Genomic DNA, 19,761 nt, shown 5'->3' on the forward strand with positions numbered 1-19,761 from the left:
ATCACCTCGTTAGCAGTTAATATTTTTAAGTTTCTCGGTCAATTTCATATTTTCCGCGTAATCGACAGGGCAATCGATTAAAACAGGTTTGTTCATGGCTATGGCTTGTTCTAGGGCTGGTTTCAAATCTTCTGCTTTTTCCATCGCCATCGCTTCAAATCCGTAAGACTTGGCCAGTTGCACAAAATCCGGGTTGCCAAAGCTAATATGGGAAGCACGTTCGAACTTTTTCAACTGATGCCATTCGATAAGCCCATAGCCGTCATCCCTCCACAGTAAAATAACAATAGGAAGGTTGAGACGGACAGCTGTTTCCAGTTCTGCGCCTGTCATTTGAAAAGCTCCATCACCGCATACAGCTACGACATTACGTTCAGGAGAAGCCAGTTTAGCTCCAATCGCTCCGGGGACAGCTACACCCATAGAGGCTAATCCATTTGAGATGAGACAAGTGTCTGGTTCGGCAGTATGGTACATCCGCGCCATCCACATCTTATGGGCCCCGACATCGGATATCGCAATATCCTCGTCTTTTAAAACAGAGCGCAGATCGGAAATGATTTTTTGTGGTTTGATTGGAAAGCCAGTATCATGCTTGTACTCTTCTAACTCAGAAAGGATTTGATTTCTAATCGAAGCAACCCAAGTTAGGTCCCGTTCTTTATTAGGTATGATATTTATTAACTCATTTAAGTTTTCTCTAATATCTCCAACCACATTCAAAGCAACAGGATAATGGGAATCAATTTCAGCTTCTTCTGTATCGATATGCAAAATTGGAGTAGAAGCTTCTGGGTTCCAGTTTTGCGGAGGTGTTTCGGCCATATCAAATCCGATACAAATGATTAAATCCGCTTGTTTGAATCCGCACGTAATATAATCTTTTCCACTAATTCCTGCTGTCAGCAAGCTTAATTCGTTCTTCCAGGAGAGTGTCCCTTTTCCCATAAAGGAATGGACAACTGGGATTTGTTTCTTTTCTACAAGCATGCGCAAACTTTCCGTTGCTTTTCCACGTTCGATCCCATTTCCGGCGAGGATAAGCGGATAGTCTGCTTTATTAATCAGTGCAGAAGCATCCTTGAGCACTTTTTCATCAGCTTGTGGGAGCGAATGGCCGGTAACTTGAAGGGGCTCTCCATCTACCTCCATCCCCGCAATATCTTCAGGGAGATCAATATGTGTAGCGCCTTGTTTTTCCTGGCTGGCTAATTGATACGCTTTCCTAACGACCTCAGGAACGATCTCTCCCGTTTTAATTTGTACATTCCACTTGGTTACAGGTTCATAAATGTCAACGAGGTCATAATATTGATGAGATGTTTTATGCTGACGATTCATGCCGGCCTGACCGGTAATCGCAATTAGTGGGCAATGGTCCATATTGGAGTTGGCCACACCTGTTAATAGGTTTGTCGCCCCAGGTCCTAGTGTAGCGAGACAAACCCCAGGCTTTCCTGTCAATTTTCCATACGTTCCCGCCATAAACGCAGCACTTGTTTCATGACGTGTGACAATAAATTCTATTTTAGAATCAACCAGGGCATCCATAAGATCAATGTTCTCTTCTCCAGGGACACCAAAAATGTATTCAACACCTTCATTTTCAAGGCATTTTACAAACAGTTCTGCAACTTTCATTTCAAACACCCTTTACCGTTTTAATTCGTTCCCCACTATTTTGTGTAAAGTTTTGGTTCTTATTAATTTTTTGAACGACCGTTACTTAATTTTTGGTCTTTTTGCCGGATTCCATATGGACCGGACAGGGAATTAGTTACAGAGTTGTTTTCCTGATTAAATCTAGAGAACAAGATAAGAGGATTACATATGGATGTAGGTTTTGTGGAAGAAACAAAGAGGATTTACCAGAAGCAAAAAGTTCCATTGATTCAGATCCTTCAAAGGTTTTAACGGTTCAAGCGATTTAACTAGACAGGAAGATGTTGATCAACTTGTCACAAACTCCATAAACGAATTCGGATCCATCGATGTGTTAGTTAGTGATGCCGGAATTACAGGCGGCTTTGATGACTTCGAGTCATTGGAAATTGAGGATTGGCAGGAGATTTTTGATGTAAACGTATTTGGAATGGTACGAATCACTAAAACTGTTATCCCTCATATGAGAAAATAAAAGAACGGAAGAATTATTAATATTTCTTCTGAATCTGGTGTGCAGCCAGATCCGGAAATAGCTTATTATAATGCGAGTAAGGCTGCACTAATTAACTTCTCCAGTCAGTAGTTAGAGAGCCAATTCCTTGTGTACTCGAGTAATAAAGCATGCCACTCATTTCTAAAGAGAGAGGAGTGGCATGCTTAAAAATAATGGTTCAATTTGAATATGTCATAACGAAATGCAAAACAGCTTCTTCCGTGCCTTTATTTAGGTAGGAATGCTTCACATCCGCCTTAAATTTTATGGAGTCATACGTATTCAATTCGTAGCCTGTCCCCTCAATGACCACCGTAGCACGTCCATCCATTACCGTGACATATTCAACAACACCCTGCTGGTGGGCACCTGGTGAGTACTCACTGCCGGCTTTTAAAAATGCCCTGTGAATTTCAACGGGTCCGTACACTTTTTCATCAAACATTGGCTCGAGTAAACATGCTTCGTTGTGACTTAAAACTTTGTTACCAGAATGGTTACGAGAAATTACAATCTCACGCGATTCGTTTAATAAAGAAGAGATGGGCATGGATAAAGCATTAGCTATTTTCCAAATGATTGATAAAGAGGGGTTAGCTTCTCCCCGTTCAATGTTGCCAAGGGTGAGCTTGCTTACACTTGAAAGATCAGCTAGTTCCTGTAAACTCAAACCTTTATCATTACGTACTTTTCTCAGTGTGGATCCCATTTGCTGGGACAGTTTTTTTACATCATTTATTGAACTCAAGAAGAAAAGACCCTCCTTACATATTAGGTTAGGAATAAATGTATGGTAATGCTATGGTATAATATAATTTATATTTAATAAATTATATTATATGAGGTGGTGTTTCCATGAAAGACATCATGATTGGAATAATGGCATCTGCTTTCTTTGCAGTGACCTTTATTTTAAATCGTTCCATGGAGGTTGCTGGAGGTAGTTGGCTTTGGTCGTCGTCATTACGGTTTTTCTCTATGTTACCACTCTTATTTCTTCTCGTGTTGTTTAGAAAAAACGTTAAGTCTTTATGGGCTGAAATCTTAAGAAATCCCATTCATTGGGCCCTATGGAGTTTCGTCGGGTTCGTCATGTTTTATGCCCCGCTAACTTACTCTGCCTCTTATGGGCCTGGTTGGCTAATTGCCGGGACATGGCAGCTTACAATTGTGGCTGGAACATTAGTAAGTGTATTTTTCTACGAAACGGTTCAAAAGGATAATGGTCCAACTAAAGTTCGTAAAAGAATACCTCTTACATCTTTAATGGTGTCTATGTTCATTCTCGTCGGTATTGTCATCATTCAAATTCCAAACGCTCAATCCTTATCTGGTAAAGAGATTCTCCTAGGAATAGGCCCAGTTTTGGTTGCTGCCTTTGCCTTCCCCTTAGGGAACCGAAAAATGATGGAAGTATGTGATGGCCGTATTGATACTTTTCAACGAGTGTTAGGAATGACCATTGTGAGTATACCGTTTTGGATGATTATTTCATTGATAGGTTTTATTAAAGTTGGTCTTCCTGCAACTAGTCAAGTAACACAATCAATTATAGTTGGAGTTTCCTCTGGAGTCATTGCAACGACCTTATTATTCTTTGCAACAAACAACGTACGCCACCATCAGGGAAAGCTGGCTGCTGTTGAAGCAACTCAATCGATGCAAGTCCTTTTTGTTATTATAGGGGAGATGATAATCTTATCCATACCCGCTCCTGGCAGTGTGGAAATATTCGGAATTGTGATCATCATCATAGGTATGGCTCTACACAGTTATATGACTTATAGGTTTAATAAAATCAGCAGGAATACCACAGTAAAAGCATCTTAAGTATAGCTTCAATAAATGCTTTTTGTTTCCCCATTCCTAAAAAAGAAGCATGCAAACTATGCATGCTTCTTCGTATATTTAACTTGTTTTGAGAGAAATTGATCAACCTGAGAAACATGTGGCATAAATAAATGGATGAGGGTCCCGCTAATAAAGGTGATCAGAACAGTACCAATCCCAATAGGGCCACTAAATATAGCTGCAAGGATAACGAGAACAATACTAATAACAGCTCTTGATACCGATACATTCCATCCCGTTAGTCTTTTTAAGACTAACATGGAACGGTCAAAAGGATTTGGAGCAAAATCAGCTTGTAAATTAATCGCAATACCTAGAGCGCTGGCTACTATTCCCAAACCTAAGCAAATAGTTTGAGTAAGCATGGATTCGGGTGTAGCCCAATCTCCAATGGCAAAAAGCCAGGCATCAATGGAAAAACCAGTTAGTAGTGACGTTATGACCGCAAAATATTCGGGACGACGTCGTTCGGCGAATGCATTACAAAGGATCATCGTCATTCCTACGATGATCTCCCAACTGCCAATAGTTAAGCCAAATGTCCGAAATAATCCAACTAGCAGGGCATCAAAAGGAGAAGTACCTAACTTTGATTGGATTGTTAGTGCAATACCGAATGTTAAAATAATGATTCCAAAAAAGTAAAACATTATTCTCCGTACTGTATTGTGCATACTGAACTCCTCCTCTTCCGTGCATACGCATTTTTCTTCTCAGAATAAAATTAAAACAAAAAACATCACACTTTAGCAAGGTTTGTGCTTATAAGTTTCTTAATCACTTTTAGTCTAAGTTGTGAACCAGGGTATCCGAATTTTGATCAAAGTTAGTTGTTTGCTTTGTTATGCTCTTTTGATGTGTAGAGGTTTCAAAGCTGGCTCTCCCGTGATAACTGCCATTCCACTTTCCCCAACTCCGCCAAAGGGAAGATGGGGGATAGAATATGATAAAGCGTATCGTTTTCTCCAAAATAATATAAGGCAAGCGGTTTGGGATGCCTGTTTACCTGTTCAATCACTTCAGCAAGCGTATTGAAGGTCAAAATAGGCAGGAGCGGGTCAAAAGCTTCATCCCACATAATCGTATCATTCCAACTTACTTGATCCATGATCGTTGGTTCAATACGTCGTTTTTCTTTGTTATATCCCCGCCAGATACAAGGCGGCCCTCGTTCAAATAGCTAAGAACTCGATCAAACTGAGCACGATTTACAATTTTTACGTACTCAGCATTCACTAATGGGTCTAGACCAAAAATTACTGGATATACTTTTGGAGCTTTTTCACGAACTTGGCTTTTACATCATGATGAACGATAGCTGGACTTTTCCCACCTCGTTCAAATGTAACGGGGATCAAGCGTTTGCGTTTGCTTGCTTTTTCCACAATTATTTTTCCTACCGACACGCTGCCTGTAAAGAAAATATAATCAACAGGCTGATCAAGCAGCTCTCGTGTTACCTTCTGTTCACCTTCAACAACGACAAAGAAGTGGTCAGGAAAGTATTGATCAACCATTTTCTTAATAGCCCATGACACGGTCGGCGTGTGTTCAGAAGGTTTCAAGATGACTGTATTACCTGCAGCCATCGCACCAATCACTGGTGCGATAGCAAGCTGGACAGGATAGTTCCATGGTGCAATGACAAGCGCCGTACCATACGTTCCTTAAAGATATAGTTTTTCGATCCTTTATGGGTGAGATGGGCTTTTACTTTTGAGTGCCATCCATCTTTTTATATGTTTTAGATAATTATTGATTTCACTTGTTAAAAAGGCAATTTCGGCTGTATAGGCTTCCTATTAAAATTCAGTTAAATCGAATCTTAAAGCATTGAGGAGGCTGTTCAAACGTTGTCACCATTTTCTAAGCTTTATTAATTGTTCTTTGCGAAAAGCATCTTATATGCCCTTCGTTGAACCATTGTTTTTGCTGACTTACAAGTAAGTTCATTGATTGCCCTCTTAATCGACTCGCTTTACTTTGTGTTGGTAAAAATCAGAAGCAATCGTTGTATTTTTAAAAATTGCTCTCGCCTCTTGTTCGAGTTGTTTAATCGCCGGCCCGTGATACCTTGACGATAAATGATTCAAAATCAACTCGCCGACCTCTGCTTCTTTAGCAAGGGTCGCCGCTTGCTTAACGGTCGAATGGAAATAATCATAGGCCATCGTTTCTTCATCACTTGCAAACGTTGCTTCATGGACAAGAATATCAATACCATGAAGTTGTTCTATTAATTCAGGTATGTATCTGGTATCACCTAAAATAGCAATTTTTCTCCCTTTTTTTGGTGGTCCTAGAACTTCTTTACGGGTAACGACTCGACCATCTGTCAAAGTAGTCGTTTCATTTTCTTTAATTTGCTGATAGATAGGACCAGGGCTTACCCCGAGTTCTTTGAGCTTATGTGGCAATAACTCGCCAAGCTTGTCTTTTTCCTTAATGATGTACCCATAGCTTTCTAATCCGTGCTTAAGTTTTATCGCATGAACTGTAAACTTCTCATCTTCAAAAAGCATGCCTTCAGTTATTTCTTCGATATGCAAAGGGTAGCGTAAACGAGTACCGCTTATTTTTAAACTAACATCCACATATTCTTTTAAACCTTTTGGTCCGTAAACGGTAACTGGCGTTTCTCCACCTTGAAAAGAACGACTGCTTAATAACCCTGGAAGTCCATATAGATGGTCACCGTGTAAATGGGTAATAAAAATCGTTTCAATACGGCGTGGCCGGATTGTTGTATTTAAAATTTGATGTTGTGTCGCTTCTCCACAATCAAATACCCATGTCGTTCCACGCTCTTCAAGCATCCGAAGGACAAGGGAGGAGACATTGCGTTCTTTTGAGGGAACACCTGACCCTGTTCCTAGAAAAAACAATTCCATTATATGCAACCTCCTTCTTCCTTATTATACCACCTGATTTAGATTTGTGACACAACAGAGACTTACGTGAATTATAAAAAAAGCCGAGGACCACATATTAGTGGGTCGCATCGACTTTAGGAATGGAAAAGGGTAAACCTTATCTACCTATTCTCAATAATTCATTACCAGGCCCTTGTGTACTGTACAGGTCCTTCTAAGTCATAACCAAGTTCATCAGCTACTTGTTTTGGCCAATAGGGGTTTCTTAATAGGGCACGGGCAAGAAAGATTAAGTCAGCACGATCATTTTGCAAAATTTCCTCAGCATGATTGCCAGAAGTAATCAGACCGACAGCACCTGTCGCAATATCTGCTCCCTCTTTAATCTGTTGAGCATAATTAACCTGATAACCAGGGTAAGGTTCAATAGAGGCAGGCACAACCCCGCCTGAGCTTACATCAACAAGGTCAACTCCTTGTTGCTTCATTTGTTTAGCAAAATAAGTGAGGTCTTCTATTGTATTCCCGCCTTCATAATATTCGTTGCCGGAAATTCGCACGAGAATGGCACCGTCCCATACTTCTTTTACAGACGCAAGCACTTCTTTGAGGAAGCGATAACGATTTTTGCGGGTACCACCATAGTGATCCTCCCGATGATTTGAAAGAGGGGAAAGAAATTGGTTAATTAAATAACCGTGAGCCCCGTGTAGTTCGATCAAATCAAAACCAGCCCATTTAGCACGGATAGCCGCTTTTTGAAAGGCATCGACTGTTTCCTTAATATCAGTAGTAGTCATTTCTTGGGGTTCCTTGAGTGAATCATTAAAGGGAATCGGGCTTGGCGCAAAGATAGGATCACGTAAATTAGCTTTTCTTCCTGCGTGGGCCAATTGAATACCTACCTTTGCCTCGTGACGGTGAACAGCATCTGTGATCGATTTTAAACCTTCAATATGGTCGTCACTCCAGATGCCGAGATCCTGATGTGAGATTCTGCCTTCAGGATGAACAGCTGTTGCTTCAGTCATAACCAAGCCGACTTGACCCGCCGCCCGACTCTCATAATGGGTGAGATGGAAAGGTTCAACTTGTCCATCTTCATTAAAGCAAGAATACATGCACATTGGGGACATGACAATTCTATTTTTTAGTGGCACATTTTGAATAGTGTAAGGTGAAAATAACTTAGGTTGCATTTTGTTCTTCCTCCTTTTTTGGCTCCATTACCCTTAAACAACGGCCACAGTAGCATTTGGTACTGACGCGAATCCCATGTAAGTAGGTGTGCTGTTTTTGCTAACTAACACGGTTGTTTCTAGGATCAGGCATAAGAATTAGCATGTGGAATCATTGTAGTTAAAGCCTATAACTAAAATAACAAAAGGATGGTGACCAAACTAGTCATTTGAACTAAGGTGATCCAATAATGTGAAAAAGGGAAGAACTGTTAAATGGTGAGACCTGTCATGGTAAATACAGCATTAAAATTGATTATCACGACTAGAAAAGGTATTTTTTCTGAAAGATCTCTCCCATTTGGATTCCTATTCAAATGAACCCCGATGTACATGCAGGTGTAATATGGAAGGATTATCTCTCTTTTTATAAAGGTCATAGTCTTAGCCGAAAAATTAAATTAAACATCCAAGTAGGGGGTGGGGCAGTACATACATACGAGGGTCGTCACCCGTCCTGTTTTTCATATAGTTCACGGTGTTCAACAGCTTCGTGAGGTACGTCTGTAAAAATAGCATCACAACCAAGTTTGAAGCATTTCGCCATCCAACTAGGCCGGTTGACTGTATAAATCCGAAGCGGCATGTGTTCTTTGTGACATTGTTTAACGAGCTTCTTATCAAGCATTCGGTATTTAATATGAAGGGAAGAAGCACCGTGAGAATGTGCATATCCAGGCAGGTGCCGACTTTTAGTTGATGTTAAAAAGGCGGTGGAAACAGACGGATTGATGATTCTCATTTTTTTAATACTTGCGATATTAAAGCTTGAAATCACGGTACGGTCTAACAGTTGATAATGCTTCAAACTATTGTACACAATTCTTTCAATTCCTTTATATTCAATCACGTTCGTCTTCAATTCTACATTTAATACGAGAGGAAGGTCTTTAAACCAGCGTAAAAAATACTCGAGTGTTATAATGGAACAATTAGAAAATTTGGAAGAAAACCAGCTGCCAGCATCTAGTTGCTTGATTTCGTCGTATGTATAGTCTTGAACAAAGCCTGTGCCATTTGTTGTTCGCCTTACGTTTTCATCATGGATTAGCACAGGAATGCGGTCTTTTGTGAGCTGAACGTCGATTTCTAATCCATCAGCCCCAGACTCGCTTGCTATTTGATAGGCAGGCATGGTATTTTCAGGAGCGAGTTTACTTGCCCCTCTGTGAGCATAAATCATAGTTTTTATCACAAAGCTTCACCTCTTCGTTAGGTTACGATTTGATTGTGGTTTATTCTTTTGTAAAAGTCAACGACAAAGGAGAGACATGACATGGGTAGATGGCAGACAAAACAACAATTAACTGATCTTTTATGTTCCTTAGTAGAATACCCGAGCGTAACAGGAAGTAAGGCTGAAATCGCAATCTTTGAATACTTATATTATATTTTAGGAGATTATGATTATTATCAAAATCACCCCTCTCACCTCAAATTACATCCGTTAGACGATGGACGTCAGCTGCTATCAGCCCTCGTTAAAAAAGGGGGAGCCAAAGAAACGATCGTGCTAATTGCCCATGCCGATGTCGTTTCTGTTCAGGATTATGGATCATGGGAAAATCTAGCTTTTTACCCGAAAGAACTGACCCGGGAATTTTATAAATACATTGACGAATTACCTGAAGATGCGGCCCATGATTTGCAGACAGGTAATTGGCTGTTTGGTCGCGGGACTATGGACATGAAGGCGGGGCTCGTTGTCCATTTATCACTTCTTGAAAAGGCAATGGGTGGTGAATTTGATGGTAATCTCTTGCTGTTAGCTGTACCGGACGAGGAAGTGAACTCCGAAGGAATGCTCGCTGCACTGCCTGTTCTTGAAAAAATGAAGCAAGAAGAAGGGCTGCAATATAAGACAGCGATTAATGGCGAACCGATGTTTAGTAAATATCCAGGTGATACGAACTATTATTTATATACGGGCTCGATAGGAAAAATGCTCCCAGGCTTTTTATGTTATGGAAAAGAAACTCATGCTGGCGAGCCGTTCGGTGGGTTGAATGCCAATCTGATGATCATCTATTTAGCGAAGGAACTGGAACTAAACGAAGCCTTTATTGAAGAAGTAAATGGAGAGAGGACGCCGCCCCCGATCAGTTTGATGCAAAGAGATTTAAAGGAAGAATATTCTGTTCAAACCCCACAGGCTGCTGTGACGATGTATAACGTTCTTTACATGAAGCAGACGATAAGTGAATTAAACAAAAAATTGCTACAAGCGGCTGAAAGAGCCAAAGAAAACATTATTGCTCACTATCATAAACAAGCATCTTTTTACTTGCAGCAGGCCCAAAGTTCTTCTTTTAGACCGTCAATCAACATATTGACATATGATCAGCTATATCATGAAGCCGTTCAACGTCATGGGAAATCAGAAGTTGAACGGAGACAAAATTTGTTGATCAAGCAGCGAGATAAAGGGGATCGCGACTTTTCCACCATGCTTGTGCAGCAGTTAGCTGCATTATGCAAAGATATTACTCCAATGATTGTGCTGTTCTACAGTCCACCTTTTTACCCGGCTGTTTCTTCCCGTAATGATCGGTTGGTGCAGGCAGCTGCATGTCAGGCGATCTCTTTTGCTAAAAAAGAGTACGGTGTGGACGTTTCTGAACAAGAATATTTTCCAGGATTGTCTGATCTAAGCTTTATTGGCCCTGCCTCTCAGCAATCACCAATTGATGAGTTACTTAGTCAGATGCCAATACAAGGGAAGGGATTTAATTTGCCATCAAATGTGATGGAGTCTGTGACGATGCCGATTATAAATATTGGTCCACTCGGTAAGGATGCCCACCAATGGACAGAAAGATTAGAGCTTACCTATAGTTTTGAGAAACTGCCAAAGATATTAACTGAAACCATACATCACTTATTCCGCTCATAGAAACCGCCATACATTGGCGGTTTTTTAAATTTCCTATAGAAAGGCATTGGCTGGTGGGACATTTTTTTCTAAAACAATGGTACAATAGAAAATAAAATGAATGACTATTCATTATTTGGAGGCATTTTATGAAAACGCTAAAAGATACGATCCATCAACTTACATTACCAACTCCGTATGCAGTTGGCGATGTTCATACATACTTACTTGAAGGTGAGATGCTTACGCTCGTTGATGCAGGTATAAAAACAAAAGAGGCATGGAAATCACTTCAAGTACAGTTAAAGCAGCTTGGGTATCGTTCGCAAGATGTGGAGCAGATTATTCTCACTCATCACCATCCTGATCATATGGGGCTGATTGAATATTTTCCACATGTTCGTAATGTGGCAGCCCACCCCAAATTGCGCCCTTGGCTTGAAAGAGAGGATCGTTTCTTTATCAAGTATGAACAGTTTTTTGAAGAGATGTATTTCGAAGCAGGTGTGCCTTCTAGCTACTTTCATTTACTTAAAGGCTTGAGGAAACCTCTACAGTGGAGTTCACAAGGTACATTGTCTCAAGAACTGCTTGAAGGAGACCATTTGCCCGGACATACGGATTGGCAAGTGATCGAAACACCAGGTCATGCCCAGTCTCATCTTTCGTTTGTAAGGGAAACTGATGGAGCAATGATTGGCGGGGACCATTTACTTGCGCACATTTCCTCCAACCCCTTGCTTGAGCCCTCCTACACAGAAGGAGAAGGACGGCCGAAACCGTTGTTGCAGTATCGTAATTCAATGCAAAAATTAGCAGATTACACCATTGATACAGTTTATCCTGGCCATGGGAAACGTTTTGGGCAAGTGGTAGAATTGATTGAAAATCGCTTAAAAAGGCAAGAAGAGCGCGCGCATAAAGTACTAGGGATGATTGAAGAAGCTCCTTTACGTGCTTATGAAGTATGTGAGAAGCTGTTTCCAAAGCAAATGGAAAGTCAATTTGGTCTGACGATGTCTGAAACAATCGGACAGCTTGATTACCTAGAGGGTCAGCATCTTGTGGAAACAACGAAGGAAGATAGACAAAAAATATATTATGTAAACAGGTGATCATTATGAACAGTCATTTAGCTGGTAAAAAGGTTTTAATTACAGGAGCTTCAAGCGGAATTGGTATGTACCTTGCTATCCATATAGCAAGGGAAGGGGGAACGCCTATACTTGCTGCCCGTTCTGTGAATCGCTTAAAAATTATTACCCAACAGGTACAGGATCGTTTTGACGTTCCTTGTTATTGGTATGAAGCGGACCTATCAAACGATGCTGCCTGGAAAGATGTTGTTGACCGCATCTGCTTTGAACACGGTCCTTTAGATGCACTTATTAACAATGCAGGGATGGCTGTTTTCGATTATGTGTCAGAAGCAAAATGGCAGGATATTGACCGGATGCTTGGTGTCAACGTCAAGTCGCTTATCCGGACTACCCATCAACTTTTGCCACACTTTTTAAATCGAAAACAAGGGCACATCGTAAATATTGCTTCCCAGGCAGGAAAAATTGCCACACCTAAGTCTGCCGTATACTCAGCATCAAAGCATGCTGTCATCGGTTTTACGAACGCTTTGCGTATGGAAGTTGAAAAGGATGGAGTGTATGTTACATCAGTCAACCTCGGCCCTGTGCGGACAAATTTCTTTAAAGAAGCAGATCCGTCTGGCGGTTACGAGCAAGCTGTTGATAAGATGATGCTTGACCCCAACAATGTGGCCTATACGGTCGTAAAACACTTGTTCACCGAGCGGCGGGAAATTAACTTGCCAGCATGGATGGATTCAGGGAGTAAGGTTTATCAACTAGCTCCGACTTTAATGGAAAAAGCATTGAAGAGACAATTTAGTAAAAAATAAATGAAAAGACATCGATGGATTCGATGTCTTTTCATTTATGGTTCCGTGCACCTTTTAGTCGAACTTGGTTGCTCCAAATAGTAAATAACTTGATACTAGCATGAGAGCAAAACAACCCAATTACCCTCTAATTGACGCAAATAGGTGAAAGTAAAAAACTTTTTATGTTGCTCAAGTAAAACTTGGATTAGAAATTACAATAGGACGCTTACACGGCTAAAAAAGCAAAACGGTTGCACAATTGCTGCGGTTTTTCTTATGATAGAGGCAAATAGGGGTGAGACATGATGAAACTAGTTATTACTAACATTGCAAAGGAACAGCTTGAACAGTTAAGAGAAGGTCAATCTTTTCTTCGGTTGTTTTACGATACAGAAGGATTAGGCTGCGGCGTAAACGGTCAGCCAACGATCAGGTTAACAGATAGGATGTTCGAAGATACTGATAACACGGTTGAAAATGAGGATTATCAGGTTATTATTGATTGTCAGCAGACTACTTTTTTTAAACCGGATATGAAATTAGATTTTGTCAAAGGTTCCTTTCGTCTTAGCAGCCCTAATGGGGTATTAAACCCGATTATTCCAACTGGAACGATTAAGAATGAGGTTCCATTATGAGCAAAAGGCCAAAAAATGAAGGTTCATTGGGGGAACACCTTAACAAAGATGTGCTACAGAAGCTTCGATCTAAAAAGTCAGAGCTGAAGCAACATGAAGAGAAGAGACAAGAACAGCAACGAAGGCAAAGAATGGAGGAGAGAGAACGTAGAGAGGCGAATAAAAGTTTTGAAGAACTGTTAAATGAAAGTGATTTGGACTGGAAGTCATTCAAGAAATAGAAACGCCCATCCTTAATAACAGGAGGGCGTTTCTTTACTTTCTTATGTTGGCTTACCATTTTTTAGGTGTTATCGATGCTTATCATATGTGATCGCTTTCGTTAAAGATTGAATGGCATCGGATAAGTGTTTAGGCAGCGGGTCAGCGTCAAGATAGCTCAAGTTATCGTTTAGCTGTTCAAGGGAGCTCGCTCCAAACACAGCTGATGCCACTGTCTGATTATGAAGAATGTACTGTAGCGCTAAAGCAGAGGCTGGTCGTGCGTCGCTTTCAAATGATTGCCACTTCTCTGTAATAGCAAGTATTTCTTCATAGCTGTAATCAAGAAATCCGTCCTTAGCTTTGTTTTGAGCGACCTGGTAACCATTAGAAGTCAGCATCCCTTTTGCCAGTGGACCGCGTGCCAGAATGCTGATTTGATTGTCCTTGAGTAAATCGAGGATTTCTTCTTCCGGTCTTCTGTCAAGTGCATTGTATTGCATCATGACACTGACTATGCTTGATTTTTTAACATACTCGCGAATGACATTTGGCCGGATGGAAGAGATGCCATACTCACGAATCAGGCCTTCTTGCTTTAACTCTTCAAAAGCTTCGATCGTTTCATCAATTGGATCGTCAATTGTACCGCCGTGCAGCTGGTACAAGTCAATATAATCCGTTTTTAACCGCTTTAGGCTTTCTTTCACGGCTGTTTTAATATGAGCTTTGGAAGGGTCCCATGACCAATCTTTTTCTCCTTGCCTGAACTTATTTCCGGCTTTCGTACCAATGATCAGATCTTCTCGTCGGCCTTGAATAGCCTCCCCCACAATCTCTTCATTTGTTCCAAAATCATAAAGATCGGCTGTATCTAAATAATTGATGCCAGCTTCGAGAGCGTGGTCAATGATGGATTTGGCTTTCGCCTTATCCTTACCGAGAGACATGCAGCCTAAGCTGAGTTCAGATACATATAAATCCGATGAACCTAACTTGCGTTTATTCATATTATCTTCCTTTCCGTTTGTAAGTCGTGTATATCTTCCTCTATGATAAACTAACATATAGAGGATGTTCAAAAAGTCACCAATTGATAAAGGGACACCTCCATCAGTGGGGTTTTCACTGATGGTTAGTTGAGGCCTACACGACGTGGGTCACACAGACCTTGCCACAGGACCTTAGTCTGTGTTCCTTGATAATCACATTTACGGACAGTTAATCCTCCCTTAGCTTCTTATTTTCATGACGATATCTTTGGGGTTTTACTGACCGTTAATGCGGGATAAACGCGAATTCCTTCGTTGCTCGGTTTTTCCGCTCCTCACGGATGAAAGGCATCCGGCTTGCGGTCCTCAAAACTGTCGCGCCTCGAACTTCTTGTGACGCACAGGACGTGCTAGTGTCGGCGTTTTCATTCGTCAACTTTTTGAACACACACATATAGATATAAAGAGAGGATGACGTTGTTTTGAATAAATTTGAAGAAAAAACAATTGATACAGAAGTCATATATAAAGGTAAGATTGTCCAGCTGCAGGTAGACAGTGTTACTTTACCCGATGGACAAACATCTAAACGGGAATTGATAAAGCATCCTGGCGCCGTAGCTGTTATCGCACTAACGGATGAAGGAAAGATCGTGTTTGTTGAGCAATACCGTAAAGCACTTGAGAAAAGCATTGTTGAAATACCCGCTGGAAAACTTGAAACGGGTGAAAAGCCGGAAATAACTGCACTTCGTGAATTGGAAGAGGAAACGGGTTACACAACTGATCAGCTCAAGCTTGTCACTTCGTTTTATACGTCTCCGGGATTTGCCGATGAGCTTGTCCATCTTTATTTCACCGATCAAGTGAAGCCGCTGGAACAAAAGGTGGATTTGGATGAGGATGAGTTTGTTGAACTGCAGGAATTAACTTTACAGGAAGCGGAACAGCTCGCATTAGATCAAAAAATTCATGATGCTAAGACAGCTTTTGCTTTACTCTATTTAAAATTGCGAGGGGAGACTAGATGAGTATCAGCTCGTATTTTGCCGACCTTCATGTGCATGTAGGAAGTGATTGGTATGGGAAACCTGTTAAGATTACCGGCTCAAAGTCATTAACGATTACAGCAATTTTGGAACAGGCGAGTCGACGGAAGGGCTTAGACATTGTCGGCGTCATTGATGCCCATGCTCCGGCCGTACAAGAAGAGCTGACCCATTTGATAGAGCATGGCGGGGCACGAGAACTTGCAGAGGGGGGCGTTCTTTTTGAAGAAACTGTCCTGCTCCTCGGCGCGGAGATTGAAATTTATGATGCAGCATCTAGCGGGCCAATCCACGTCCTTTGTTATTTTCCAACCTTAAAGAAAATGAAGGCATTCACTGAAAGGCTTTCACATAAAATGACCAACATCAACTTAAGTTCCCAACGATTTTACGGAACAGGACGAGAACTGCAAGGGTATGTTCATGAGCATGGCGGCTGGTTTATTCCGGCCCATGTGTTTACTCCGTTTAAAAGCATGTACGGAAAAGGGGTAAAAACAAGTTTGAGGGAAGTATTTGATGCAGACCGCATTGACGCAGTTGAACTTGGATTAAGTTCAGACACTGAGATGGCTGATCAAATTGAAGAACTGCACCGTTATCCTTTCCTAACGAATTCAGATGCTCACTCTGCAATTAGGATGGCAAGAGAGTATCAACTCGTTGATTTGGAGCAGGCCTCCTTTTCAGAGTTTGGAAAAGCATTGAAACAAATGGGGGGAAGAGGTGTTAGGAAAAATTTTGGGATGAATCCTAAGCTGGGCAAATACCATAGAACCGTTTGCGCTGTCTGCTTTCATCCAGGTTCACCGTCAGACCGAACGTGTAAAGCCTGCGGATCGAAGAAGATGGTTAAGGGGGTAGCGGATCGAATTGAAGAGTTGAGCAGTGCTTCATCGGCTCCACAACGTCCTGATTACATTTACCAGGTACCTTTAGATTACCTTCCAGGCGTAGGAAATAAAACGTATGAGAAGATACTCGAAGCCTTTGGTACAGAAATGGCTATCATCCATGAGGTGAGTTATCAGGATATGATAGAGGTCGTACCAAAAAATGTAGCTGCTGCTATAGTGAGCATGAGAGAAGGCGAGCTTGAGATTTTAGAAGGCGGTGGAGGAGTGTACGGAAAGGTGCAGCCAAAACTCTCGTAAATCATGGTCTATTTTTTGTTCTTTCATCATAGATTAATCATAGATCGTTTATGAGAAAGGATGGAGAATCCATGCAACAGGGCGTAAAAATGGTGAGGAAAGACGTTCACAACCATATGAGCATATTTGTGTTTATTTTCGTATTATTTATTATGGGAATGGTCTTTGGTGCTGTGATCGTCAACAGTATGAATTTTGTTCAAAAGCAGGATCTGTTCTTCTATCTAGAGCAATTCTTTGAGCAAATTGTAGGAATGGAAGGGCAAGCGAAGACGACCTTGTTGAAGGATAGCATTCTCTATCATATTAAATATATGTTGTTACTATTTTTACTGGGAATATCGATTGTTGGTATGCCGATCATTACCGTTTTGTTATTTATTAAAGGGCTGGTCGTGGGTTTTTCTGTAGGCTTTCTCGTCAATCAAATGGGCTGGTATGGATTGCTATTGTCCTCAGCTTCTATTGCCCCGCAAAACTTATTAGTTATCCCTGTTTATTTAATTGGAGGGGCATTAGCACTTATTTTTTCCTTAACACTATGTAAGCAGCTGTTTATCCGCCGCGTGCACCAGCCGATTATCCAAGCCTTTGGTCGCTATAGTGCCATGTTCGGTATCCTATTGCTTGTATTGATGGGTGCCTCCGTAGTGGAAGTGTTTATTGCTAACCCCATTTTTGAAGCTGTTATACAATGGATCTACAAATAAGAATCACACCTAATTTAAAATGATTATCATTAACACTTTGTAATTATTTTAATTTGACACTCGTTCTGTCTCTGCTTATAATGAAGTTGGAATTACGAGGGAGGGAGAACGAGATGGAGCATCGCATTGAACGGATTAAGAAGCAACTGCATTCCCAAAGCTATAAGTTAACACCACAACGTGAAGCAACAGTGAGAGTGCTTTTAGAAAATGAAGAAGACCATTTAAGTGCCGAAGACGTTTACCTCCTCGTAAAAGAGAAAGCGCCTGAGATCGGTCTTGCTACGGTATATCGTACACTAGAATTGCTATCAGAGCTTAAAGTTGTGGATAAAATAAACTTTGGTGATGGGGTATCACGTTACGACCTTCGTAAAGAAGGGGCAGAGCATTTTCACCATCATCTCGTCTGTATTGAATGTGGATCGGTCGAAGAAATAGAAGAAGATCTATTGGGTGATGTAGAGAAAATGATAGAGGGACAATGGGGGTTTCAAGTCAAAGATCACCGTTTAACCTTCCATGGAATTTGCCGTGTTTGTCAAAAGGCAGCCGTAACCTCGAACAGTACTTCGTAAAGTTAATGAATGAATTGATTCCCGTAAAGCCGCTATGAATCTACCTCATAGCGGCTTTATAAGTGTGCCGGCATGATTATAAGCTATAGGGTCAAGTCCCGAGCGGCGAAGGTCGCTGCAAAGGGAAGGGTGTCTAAGGCGATCTTGGAACCCGAAGGAAGCTTTGCAAATTTCCGCCTTAGGAATACGAATCTTATAGAAGGCTGTCTGACTGGACTGTTCCTTAGCCTTCCTATTTACAAATAAATAAAAATCATGTACGTTAATTGTATATCAGAATCCATATGTATATTTATATTGATTTTAGGCATATCCTTTTATAAACAGGTTTTGTTAGAAGGGGTGGCATCGTGTCTAAAATCAAACATAGTTTACAAGACTTAGTTAAGGTTCTTATTGTATTTACATTATGTACATGCGTTTTTTATGCGGCCTTACAAATGATTCACCAAGAATATGAGAGACAGCATCGTTATGATCCTCCAGATGGGGCTGCGGTCAAAGTTGTGAGCCCGTTAGATTCAGAGTGGACGGATCGTCTTTCGATTTTCTTTCGATTAGGAGAGTAAAGAGCATGAAATTTGCTTTGGAAGATTTCTTTCACTTTTTAACAGTTGAACGAGGGTTATCCTCAAACACAATACAGTCTTATCAGCGGGATTTACACCAATATCAAAGCTTCTTGCAAACGAAAGAAAGTATAAATGAATGGGATCATGTCTCACGCGCTCATATTATGAAATACTTATATGAACTGAATGATAAAGGAAGGTCAGCGGCGACGCTTGCCCGGTTACTTTCTTCCATCCGTTTATTTCATCAGTTCCTAGTTCGTGAAAAGGTGACGAATCAGGATCCGAGCTTACATATAGAGACTCCAAAAAAGGAACGTAAGCTTCCTAAGGTATTGTCTTCAGAAGATGTAGATAAGCTGTTAAATGTGAAAGCAAACGACCCTCTAAAGGCAAGAAATAAAGCAATGCTTGAGATGCTTTACGCCACAGGTTTGCGCGTAACAGAATTGATGACGTTAAAGGTAAGTGATTTGCATCTAACAATGGGGTTTGTACGTTGTATGGGGAAAGGGTCCAAAGAGCGGATTATCCCGCTTGGTGATCTAGCGAAAGAGGCAGTAGAAGTTTACTTGGATGGACCGCGCATGAAACTGGTTAAACAGAAAAAGACAGAAGAACTATTCGTCAATCATCATGGCAATCCACTGTCAAGACAAGGCTTTTGGAAGATATTGAAAGCGGTTGCTGTTGAGGCAGGAGTCACAAAAGAAATCACACCACATACACTAAGACACTCGTTTGCAACTCATTTATTAGAGAATGGGGCAGATTTGAGGGCCGTCCAAGAAATGCTTGGCCATGCTGATATTTCCACTACTCAAATTTATACACACGTGTCAAAAACTCGTCTCAAAGATGTTTATCGCTCGTATCACCCGCGAGCGTAAGCACTTTTTTACTTTTAGTTGTCTGACATCCTACGTCTTGTTTTGGCATATAGTTTTCCCAAGACTAGATACACTAAAATTCAGGAGG

The 19,761-nt window shown here is 41.0% G+C and carries 21 protein-coding genes and 1 pseudogene; 13 read left to right on the forward strand and 9 right to left on the reverse strand.

The genetic code is table 11. From position 1 onward, the window contains the following. Positions 1–9 precede the first annotated feature (9 nt). On the reverse strand, positions 10–1,641 hold the full coding sequence (locus MUO15_RS02310; protein WP_245033167.1) for an acetolactate synthase large subunit: 1,632 nt from the start codon (positions 1,639–1,641) through the stop codon (positions 10–12). 292 nt (positions 1,642–1,933) lie between these two features. On the opposite strand from MUO15_RS02310, the pseudogene MUO15_RS02315 reads away from it, so the two are divergent. Then, a pseudogene (locus MUO15_RS02315) lies at positions 1,934–2,248 on the forward strand (SDR family NAD(P)-dependent oxidoreductase); the annotation flags it as partial. Between the two features lie 88 nt (positions 2,249–2,336). Here the strand turns inward: MUO15_RS02315 and MUO15_RS02320 are convergent. Next, complete coding sequence (locus MUO15_RS02320) at positions 2,337–2,906, reverse strand: helix-turn-helix domain-containing protein (protein WP_245033168.1); 570 nt, start codon at positions 2,904–2,906, stop codon at positions 2,337–2,339. Positions 2,907–3,013: 107 nt separating this feature from the next. On the opposite strand from MUO15_RS02320, the gene MUO15_RS02325 reads away from it, so the two are divergent. Then, positions 3,014–3,988 carry a DMT family transporter gene (locus MUO15_RS02325; RefSeq protein WP_245033169.1) on the forward strand — a complete coding sequence of 325 codons (975 nt, stop codon included), beginning with the start codon at positions 3,014–3,016 and terminating at the stop codon, positions 3,986–3,988. 56 nt (positions 3,989–4,044) lie between these two features. Here the strand turns inward: MUO15_RS02325 and MUO15_RS02330 are convergent, their stop codons facing one another. The 6 genes from MUO15_RS02330 to MUO15_RS02355 all read right to left on the reverse strand — a co-directional run bounded on the left by MUO15_RS02330 (position 4,045) and on the right by MUO15_RS02355 (position 9,315). Further along, positions 4,045–4,683: a YczE/YyaS/YitT family protein gene (locus tag MUO15_RS02330; protein WP_245033170.1), complete on the reverse strand. Its 639-nt coding sequence runs from the start codon at positions 4,681–4,683 to the stop codon at positions 4,045–4,047. A gap of 194 nt (positions 4,684–4,877) precedes the next feature. After that, a complete protein-coding gene (locus MUO15_RS02335; protein WP_245033171.1) occupies positions 4,878–5,117 on the reverse strand; it encodes an aldehyde dehydrogenase family protein in 240 nt (79 codons plus the stop codon). Between the two features lie 148 nt (positions 5,118–5,265). Next, positions 5,266–5,610, reverse strand: a complete 345-nt coding sequence (locus tag MUO15_RS02340; protein ID WP_245033172.1) for an aldehyde dehydrogenase family protein — start codon at positions 5,608–5,610, stop codon at positions 5,266–5,268. Positions 5,611–5,973: 363 nt separating this feature from the next. Beyond that, on the reverse strand, positions 5,974–6,900 hold the full coding sequence (rnz, locus tag MUO15_RS02345) for a ribonuclease Z (RefSeq protein WP_245033173.1): 927 nt from the start codon (positions 6,898–6,900) through the stop codon (positions 5,974–5,976). Between the two features lie 164 nt (positions 6,901–7,064). After that, entirely contained in the window at positions 7,065–8,081 is a 1,017-nt protein-coding gene (namA, locus tag MUO15_RS02350) for an NADPH dehydrogenase NamA (RefSeq protein ID WP_245033174.1), read from the reverse strand. Between the two features lie 487 nt (positions 8,082–8,568). Beyond that, a complete protein-coding gene (locus MUO15_RS02355; protein ID WP_318036186.1) occupies positions 8,569–9,315 on the reverse strand; it encodes a glycerophosphodiester phosphodiesterase in 747 nt (248 codons plus the stop codon). An 81-nt stretch (positions 9,316–9,396) separates the two neighbouring features. On the opposite strand from MUO15_RS02355, the gene MUO15_RS02360 reads away from it, so the two are divergent. From MUO15_RS02360 to MUO15_RS02380, 5 genes are all read left to right on the forward strand, one after another. After that, positions 9,397–11,013, forward strand: coding sequence for a M20/M25/M40 family metallo-hydrolase (locus MUO15_RS02360; protein ID WP_245033175.1), 1,617 nt, complete (start codon positions 9,397–9,399; stop codon positions 11,011–11,013). A gap of 128 nt (positions 11,014–11,141) precedes the next feature. Further along, complete coding sequence (locus tag MUO15_RS02365; RefSeq protein WP_245033176.1) at positions 11,142–12,107, forward strand: MBL fold metallo-hydrolase; 966 nt, start codon at positions 11,142–11,144, stop codon at positions 12,105–12,107. A gap of 5 nt (positions 12,108–12,112) precedes the next feature. Continuing rightward, entirely contained in the window at positions 12,113–12,907 is a 795-nt protein-coding gene (locus MUO15_RS02370; RefSeq protein WP_245033177.1) for an SDR family NAD(P)-dependent oxidoreductase, read from the forward strand. 284 nt (positions 12,908–13,191) lie between these two features. Next, positions 13,192–13,527, forward strand: a complete 336-nt coding sequence (locus MUO15_RS02375; RefSeq protein WP_245033178.1) for an iron-sulfur cluster biosynthesis family protein — start codon at positions 13,192–13,194, stop codon at positions 13,525–13,527. Further along, a complete protein-coding gene (locus MUO15_RS02380) occupies positions 13,524–13,748 on the forward strand; it encodes a YqkE family protein (protein WP_245033179.1) in 225 nt (74 codons plus the stop codon). Before MUO15_RS02375 ends, MUO15_RS02380 begins: the two co-directional genes overlap by 4 nt. 69 nt (positions 13,749–13,817) lie before the next feature. On the opposite strand, the gene MUO15_RS02385 is transcribed toward MUO15_RS02380, so the two are convergent. Beyond that, positions 13,818–14,738 (reverse strand): aldo/keto reductase, encoded by a 921-nt coding sequence (locus MUO15_RS02385; protein WP_245033180.1) that lies wholly within the window; start codon positions 14,736–14,738, stop codon positions 13,818–13,820. Between the two features lie 464 nt (positions 14,739–15,202). Here MUO15_RS02385 and MUO15_RS02390 point away from each other — a divergent pair, with 464 nt between their 5' ends. The 6 genes from MUO15_RS02390 (at position 15,203) to xerD (ending at position 19,673) form a co-directional block, all read left to right on the forward strand. Beyond that, positions 15,203–15,751, forward strand: a complete 549-nt coding sequence (locus tag MUO15_RS02390) for an NUDIX hydrolase (RefSeq protein ID WP_245033181.1) — start codon at positions 15,203–15,205, stop codon at positions 15,749–15,751. Beyond that, a complete protein-coding gene (locus tag MUO15_RS02395; RefSeq protein WP_245033182.1) occupies positions 15,748–16,923 on the forward strand; it encodes an endonuclease Q family protein in 1,176 nt (391 codons plus the stop codon). The genes MUO15_RS02390 and MUO15_RS02395 overlap by 4 nt, the downstream gene beginning before the upstream one ends. 71 nt (positions 16,924–16,994) lie before the next feature. After that, positions 16,995–17,633, forward strand: coding sequence for a stage II sporulation protein M (gene spoIIM, locus MUO15_RS02400; RefSeq protein WP_245033184.1), 639 nt, complete (start codon positions 16,995–16,997; stop codon positions 17,631–17,633). Between the two features lie 113 nt (positions 17,634–17,746). After that, on the forward strand, positions 17,747–18,211 hold the full coding sequence (gene fur / locus MUO15_RS02405; protein ID WP_245033186.1) for a ferric iron uptake transcriptional regulator: 465 nt from the start codon (positions 17,747–17,749) through the stop codon (positions 18,209–18,211). Positions 18,212–18,561: 350 nt separating this feature from the next. After that, the gene (locus tag MUO15_RS02410) at positions 18,562–18,780 is read left to right on the forward strand and encodes a YqzK family protein (RefSeq protein WP_245033188.1); all 219 of its coding nucleotides are present in this window, start codon (positions 18,562–18,564) and stop codon (positions 18,778–18,780) included. A 5-nt stretch (positions 18,781–18,785) separates the two neighbouring features. Continuing rightward, positions 18,786–19,673, forward strand: coding sequence for a site-specific tyrosine recombinase XerD (xerD, locus tag MUO15_RS02415; RefSeq protein WP_245033190.1), 888 nt, complete (start codon positions 18,786–18,788; stop codon positions 19,671–19,673). Positions 19,674–19,761: the final 88 nt, after the last annotated feature.

This window comes from Halobacillus amylolyticus (genome assembly GCF_022921115.1).
GTDB lineage: Bacteria > Bacillota > Bacilli > Bacillales > Halobacillaceae > Halobacillus_A > Halobacillus_A amylolyticus.